5 protein-coding genes are annotated in these 6,642 nt (G+C 62.0%); 3 read left to right on the top strand and 2 right to left on the bottom strand.

What is annotated here, in order from left to right:
* Nucleotides 1-244: 244 nt before the first annotated feature.
* A complete protein-coding gene (locus QMK55_RS23015) occupies nt 245-970 on the bottom strand; it encodes a thioesterase II family protein (protein ID WP_320330017.1) in 726 nt (241 codons plus the stop codon).
* Nucleotides 971-1,102: 132 nt separating this feature from the next.
* Between QMK55_RS23015 and QMK55_RS23010 the strand changes: the two genes are divergently transcribed.
* Nucleotides 1,103-2,236, top strand: coding sequence for a cupin-like domain-containing protein (locus QMK55_RS23010; protein ID WP_320330016.1), 1,134 nt, complete (start codon nt 1,103-1,105; stop codon nt 2,234-2,236).
* 191 nt (nt 2,237-2,427) lie between these two features.
* Here QMK55_RS23010 and QMK55_RS23005 read toward each other — a convergent pair whose 3' ends face one another.
* Nucleotides 2,428-3,600, bottom strand: coding sequence for an MFS transporter (locus QMK55_RS23005; RefSeq protein WP_320330015.1), 1,173 nt, complete (start codon nt 3,598-3,600; stop codon nt 2,428-2,430).
* Between the two features lie 250 nt (nt 3,601-3,850).
* Here QMK55_RS23005 and QMK55_RS23000 point away from each other — a divergent pair, with 250 nt between their 5' ends.
* Both QMK55_RS23000 and QMK55_RS22995 read left to right on the top strand, forming a co-directional pair.
* The gene (locus tag QMK55_RS23000; protein ID WP_320330014.1) at nt 3,851-4,651 is read left to right on the top strand and encodes a glucose 1-dehydrogenase; all 801 of its coding nucleotides are present in this window, start codon (nt 3,851-3,853) and stop codon (nt 4,649-4,651) included.
* Nucleotides 4,644-6,470 carry a glycoside hydrolase family 15 protein gene (locus QMK55_RS22995; RefSeq protein ID WP_320330013.1) on the top strand — a complete coding sequence of 609 codons (1,827 nt, stop codon included), beginning with the start codon at nt 4,644-4,646 and terminating at the stop codon, nt 6,468-6,470. Before QMK55_RS23000 ends, QMK55_RS22995 begins: the two co-directional genes overlap by 8 nt.
* Nucleotides 6,471-6,642 lie beyond the last annotated feature (172 nt).

Raw genomic sequence — 6,642 nt, 5'->3', positions numbered from 1 at the left:
TTCTCAGCATCCGGATCAGTAGGCAGGAAGCACAAAGGCACGTCGTCCCTATAAAACGAATGCAGACCGGAAAAATTAGCGAATGAGAACAACTGTCAGGCGGGCGGTAGAGCGGCTTTTTCCATTAACACAGATCAAATGTGGGAGCGGGCTTGCTCGCGAAAGCGGTGTGTCAGTCAACGATGCAATAACTGAAGTACCGCTTTCGCGAGCAAGCCCGCTCCCACATCAGGTCATGCGGTGGTCAGGCCATGGTGTGGCGCCGGTGATGCACTTCCAGTTGATCCTTGATCACCTTGAGCACTTTGGCTTCATGCTCATGAATGAAAAAGTGCCCGCCGGCGAGCATGTCCACCGAAAAGCTGCCTCGGGTTTCCTTGCTCCAGCCGATCAGTTGCTCGGTGGTCGCGCGGTCAGCCTTGCCGCCAAGCACATGCACCGGGCAGTTGAGCAACGGCCGCTGCAACGGCTCGAATTTGCCGCAGAGCAGGAAATCCGCACGCAGGATCGGCAGGGTCAGGCTCATCAGCTCGGCATTGGCCAACACCTCTTCGCTGGTGCCGTTGAGTGTGCGCAATTGATCGATCAGCTCGGCGTCGGTTTTCGGCTCGGCAAAACCGCGATCGTAATCGGCGCGCATCGTCGGCGCCGCCGTGCCGGAGGCAAACAGCGCCACCGGCTCCGGACACCCCAGAACGCGCAGGGCGTGAGCGATTTCACAGGCCAGCAACGCGCCCAGACTATGACCGAACAACGCATACGGCGCCTTGAGCTTCGGGCGTAATTCCTTGGCCAATTGCATCGCCAGCGCACGCATATCAGTGTGCAGCGGCTCGTCGAAACGTGCGCCGCGCCCCGGCAGTTCCACCGGTTGCAATTGCAGCCATTGCGGCAGCTTTGGCCGCCAGCGGCTGTAGACCATGGCGCTGGCGCCGGAGTACGGCAGGCACAGCAGGGTCAGCTTGTTCACCCGGCCTTCCTCGAAAATTTTGTCTGTAGAGAGAAACGGATTACGCGCCCGGCAAATTAGTCGCGCGCCGGTAAATCCCCCAAACAGGCGCTCGTTAACCGTTCAGGCCAAAACCAATAATGAGGATTCACCGTGGACCTGCAGAGCATCCTGGGCAAGTTGTTCGCCAACGCCGGTGCCGTCGGCATCGAAGGCGTTTTCCAATTCGTGTTTGGTCCGCAGCTGGCCTACTGGTCGGAGGTCAAGGCCAGCAGTCGCACCGCGCCCGGGCGCCACGCCAGCCCCGACGTGACCATTGAAGTGGCCGAGGGCGATTTTCTCGGGATCATGGGCGGCAGGCTCAATGTCGAAGAACTGTTCGCCAGCGGGCGCCTGAAGATCGGCGGCAACATGGGCCTGGCGACGCTGCTGCCGCAGATCATCGAGCATGCGATGCGCGGTGGCGCGGTGGCGCAAAAGGTCGACATGAACAAGCGCTACCCGACCCCGCCACGCTTCAGTGAACAACTCACCGCCGGCCTGCCGACCCAGACCCGCGTCGAGCGCCACGCGCGCGGCGAACTGTCGGTTGGCGAATTCAAAAGCAGGTATTTGCCCAATGGCATTCCGGTGGTGATCAGCAATGCACTGCACGACTGGCCGCTGTTCAAGCTCAGTCGCGAAGAATCACTGGTGCATTTCGCCGAACTGCAGGGCATCACCCGCCACGGCGATTACGTGAAAAAAACCTTTTCCACCGAACGTGATTTCCGCTCGACGTCGATGGCCGAATTCATTGCCTCTCTGGATCAACCGGCAGTCAAACGTGCTGACGGCGAACCGCCGGCCTACATGGGCAACAACATCCTGCCGACGCAATTGCTGCAGCAGATCAAGTACCCGCCCTACTTCGATGCTTCGTTGTTCATTGCGCCACGGATCTGGATCGGTCCCAAAGGCACGCTGACCCCACTGCACCGCGACGACACCGATAATCTGTTTGCCCAGGTCTGGGGCCGGAAGCAGTTCACCCTCGCCGCCCCGCATCACCGCGAGGCGCTGGGCACGTGGTCGACGGCGCCAAAGGGTGGCCTGGATGGCTGCGATTTCAACCCCGACGCGCCGGACTACCAGCGTTTTCCTGCGGCACGCGATGTGACATTTCTGCGCGTGACGCTGGAGGCCGGGGACCTGCTGTTTTTGCCGGAGGGCTGGTTCCATCAGGTGGAGTCGGTGTCGACGTCGCTGTCGGTGAATTTCTGGGTGAATTCGGGCCGGGGTTGGTAACCCGCCTGATGTCTGTGTGGATGATTCTGTGGCGAGGGGATTTATCCCCGATCGACTGCGCAGCCCTCGCAAACTCACCCGGCTCGGTACTGCTGAAGGAAAGAGTTGGCCGGGTTTGGGGCCGCTTCGCGGCTCATCGGGGATAAATCCCCTCGCCACAAAGGTTTTTCATCAGATAGAAAGTGCCAGGGTTATTTCAGGTGGCGATAGCTCTGCACCGCCGAACCCAACACCACCGCCCCGGCGGCAATCGCCAGCCAGAATCCGCTGCGGGCGCCGAAGACATCCACCAGCCAACCGGAGCCTGCAGCACCGATCGCCACGCCGATACTCAACCCCGTCACCAGCCACGTCAGGCCTTCAGTGAGTTTGGCTGGCGGCACGATACGTTCGATCAGGGCCATGGCGACAATCAGTGTCGGCGAGAAAAACAGTCCTGCGACAAACACCGCCAGCGACAAGCCGACAATATTGCTCGCCAGCAACAGCGGTAGCGTGGTCACCGCCGTCGCCACCCCGCCGTAGAGAAACAGCCGCGGCAACGGCAGTTTCGAACGCATCGCGCCAAAAGCGATACCGGCCAGACACGAGCCGATCGCATACACCGACAACACAATACTCGCCGCTGCCGGTTGGCCCTGCTGCTGCGCGAAGGCGACGCTGACCACATCCACCACACCGACGATGATGCCCATGGCGATCATCAGCGCCAGCAACAGCTGCACGTCCGTCGAACCGATGATCGAGCCCTGATGATGGGTTTCGTGCGGATGTACCGCCGGCTCGGTGCTGCGCTGGGCGACAAACGCGGTGACGCCGACCGCCAGAGCCAGCAGCGCCGCCAACGGCCCGGCCTCGGGAAACACCGCCACGCATAAGCCGACCGACAGCGGCGGACCAACGATGAAACAGACTTCATCGAGTACCGATTCCAGTGCGTAGGCGGTCTGCAATTGCGGCTGACCGCGATAGATCTCGGTCCAGCGCGCGCGCACCATCGCCGACATGCTCGGCATGCACCCGGCCAGTGCGGCGAAGATGAACAGCGTCCAGGTCGGCGCCTGCAAGCGCGTGCACAACAGCAACATCAGCAACGCCCCGCCGCCAATCAACGCCGACATCGGCAGTACTTTGCCCTGACCGAAGCGATCGACCAGACGCGACACCTGCGGCGCGCAAAACGCCGTGGCCAGGGCAAACGTCGCCGCCACCGCACCCGCCAGCGCGTATCCGCCCTTGAGCTGCGAGAGCATGGTGATCACGCCGATGCCGGTCATGGAAATCGGCATGCGCGCGATCATTCCGGCGAGAACAAAATTTCGCGCACCGGGGGCGGTGAACAATTCGCGGTAGGGGTTTGCCATGGGTTGCAGCCTCATCAAGGGCCGCCAAGTTGCCATAGGGTCGGGTGGCGGGGAAGCGCGCAATTGTTGGTGGAATGTGAAGACCCTTCGCGAGCAGGCTCGCTCCCACAGGGGCAATGCATTCCAACCGTGGGAGCGAGCCTGCTCGCGAAGAGGCCGGCGAATTCAGCACAACACCGCACCACCGAATGAACTCTCATGGCCCGCGACCAGTCAGCTGAATAGACCCTGACTCAAGGCGCGACTTCGCATGCAGATCTCCCTCGCCCGACAAGTAGCCCTGATCACCGGCGCCAGCTCCGGCATCGGCCATGCCGCCGCCCGAGCGCTGGCCGCTGCCGGTGCTGCGGTGGTCATCAACTACAACCGTCAGCCAGAACCTGCGCAGGCGCTGGCCCGGCAGATCATCGCCGACGGCGGTCAGGCACTGGCCATCGCTGCCGATGTGTCGAAGGAAAACGAGGTCGAACGGCTGTTCGCCGAGACTCTCGAGGCCTTTGGTTCGCTGGACATTCTGGTGGCCAATTCCGGCCTGCAAAAGGATGCGGCGGCCGTGGACATGACCCTCGAAGACTGGAACACAGTGATCGGCGTCAACCTCACCGGCCAGTTCCTCTGCGCCCGCGCCGCACTGCGGATTTTCAACCGGCAAGGCGTGCGTGAAGGCGTGTCCCGGGCGGCCGGCAAGATCATTCACATGAGCTCGGTACACCAGCGCATTCCATGGGCTGGGCACGTCAACTACGCAGCGTCCAAGGGCGGCGTCGATCAGTTGATGCAGACCCTCGCTCAGGAAGTCAGCCATCAGCGTATCCGCGTCAACGGCATCGCGCCGGGGGCGATTCGCACGGCAATCAATAAAGAGGCCACGCAAGGCGCGGCCGGTGAAAAACTACTGGAGCTGATCCCCTACGGCCGTATCGGCGACGTCGAGGACGTGGCCAACGCGGTAGTGTTCCTCGCCTCCGACGCCGCCGACTACATCGTCGGCACCACCCTGTTCATCGACGGCGGCATGAGTCTTTATCCGGAGTTTCGCGGCAATGGCTGAGCATCACCTCGAACGACAAAGCCCGATTGACGCCCACGGCATCATCGGCGACATGCGCAGTGCGGCACTGGTCAACGACAAGGGCAGCGTGGATTTTTTCTGCTGGCCGGAGTTCGACAGCCCATCGATATTCTGTTCGCTGCTGGACACCCCCGACGCGGGGATTTTCCAGCTCGCACCGGACCTGCCCGACGCCCGCCGCGAGCAGATCTACCTACCCGACACCAACGTTTTACAGACCCGCTGGCTCAGCGAATACGCCGTGGTGGAAATCACCGACCTGCTGCCGGTGGGCGACAGCGAGGATGACCTGCCGATGCTCATGCGTCGGGTGCGGGTGGTCAGCGGCGAGGCAACCTTCCACATGCGCTGCGCGGTGCGTCACGACTACGCCCGCGCCAGCACCAGGGCGCAGACGGACCAGCAGTCGGTGATTTTCAGCGCCGAGGGCCAGCCGTCGCTGCGGTTGGTGGCGGACCAGGCGCTGCACATCGATGGCGCATCGGCAGTCGCCTCGTTCAGTTTGAAGCAGAACGAAACCGCCGAATTCATTCTCGGTGGCGCCGAAGACCCACGCTTTCGCAATGACACCGCCAAACTGTGTCTGGAGCGCACGCTGAAGTTCTGGCGTGACTGGATCGGCCAGTCCAACTATCGCGGGCGCTGGCGAGAAATGGTCAATCGCTCGGCGCTGGCGCTGAAGCTGCTGACCTCACGCAAGCATGGCGCGATCCTCGCCGCCGCCACTTTCGGCCTGCCGGAAACCCCCGGCGGCGAACGCAACTGGGATTACCGCTACACCTGGATCCGCGACGCCTCGTTCACCGTCTATGCGTTCATGCGCCTGGGCTTCGTCGGTGAGGCCAACGCCTATATGAGCTGGCTGCGCGGACGGGTCAGCGATTGCCGCGGTCAGCCGATGAAGCTCAACATTCTGTATGCGGTGGATGGTCGTCAGGAGTTGCCGGAAACCGAGCTTTCGCACTTGTCCGGTCACGGCGGCGCGCAACCGGTGCGCATCGGCAACGGCGCGTATGAGCAGATTCAGCTGGATATCTTCGGCGAGCTGATGGACGCGGTGTATCTGGTCAACAAATACGGCGACGCGATTTCCCACGAAGGCTGGAAACACGTGCGTGAAGTGGTCGATCAAGTGTGTGAGACCTGGCAGACCACCGACGTAGGCATTTGGGAAATGCGTGGTGAGCAGCATCACTTCCTGCATTCGCGGCTGATGTGCTGGGTGGCGCTGGACCGGGCCATTCGCCTGGCCTCGAAACGCTCGCTGCCGGCACCGTTCGTTCAGTGGGATCAGACCCGGCAGGCGATTTACGCCGACATCTGGGACAACTTCTGGAACGAGGAGCGCGGACATTTCGTCCAGTACAAGGGCGGCACCGCGCTCGACGGCTCGATGCTGCTGATGCCGCTGGTGCGTTTCGTCAGCGCCAAGGACCCGCGCTGGCTGTCGACCCTCGAAGCCATCGAAAAACATCTGGTGCGCGACGGCATGGTTTACCGCTACCGCAATGATGACAGCAACATTGACGGCCTGGCCGGCACCGAAGGCGCGTTTGCCGCATGTTCGTTCTGGTACGTCGAGTGTCTGGCCCGCGCCGGGCAGGTGGAAAAGGCGCATCTGGAGTTCGAACAACTGCTGCGTTATGCCAACCCGCTGGGGCTGTACGCCGAAGAGTTCGACAGCCATGGCCGGCATCTTGGCAACACCCCGCAGGCACTGACGCATCTGGCGCTGATCAGTGCGGCGAGTTTTCTCGATCGGCGCTTGAGCGGGGAAAAGCGTGAGTGGCAGCCGTAATTTCGTCAGCGCGTGTAGGAAATCTGCCGCATCTCGCCTCTTTAACTGGCTAATCCCTACACAGAAATAAACAGAATCAGATCCCCTGTAGTGAGGGGATTTATCCCCGACGGGCTGCAAAGCCGCCTCGCTTCTGCCCCTCCGATTGCTCCGGCAACACCGCATTGCCTGG

The sequence above is a fragment of the Pseudomonas sp. P8_229 genome, from assembly GCF_034008635.1.
Classification (GTDB): domain Bacteria; phylum Pseudomonadota; class Gammaproteobacteria; order Pseudomonadales; family Pseudomonadaceae; genus Aquipseudomonas.
Note: the sequence above shows the minus strand (reverse complement) of the source record. Positions and strands in the feature narration are given on the sequence as shown.

What these genes read in the sequence shown, in the direction of transcription:
- QMK55_RS22995 (WP_320330013.1), top strand. Translation starts at nt 4,644, where the DNA reads ATGGCTGAGCATCACCTCGAACGACAAAGCCCGATTGACGCCCACGGC.
- QMK55_RS23000 (WP_320330014.1), top strand. Translation starts at nt 3,851, where the DNA reads ATGCAGATCTCCCTCGCCCGACAAGTAGCCCTGATCACCGGCGCCAGC.
- QMK55_RS23005 (WP_320330015.1), bottom strand. Translation starts at nt 3,600, where the DNA reads ATGGCAAACCCCTACCGCGAATTGTTCACCGCCCCCGGTGCGCGAAAT.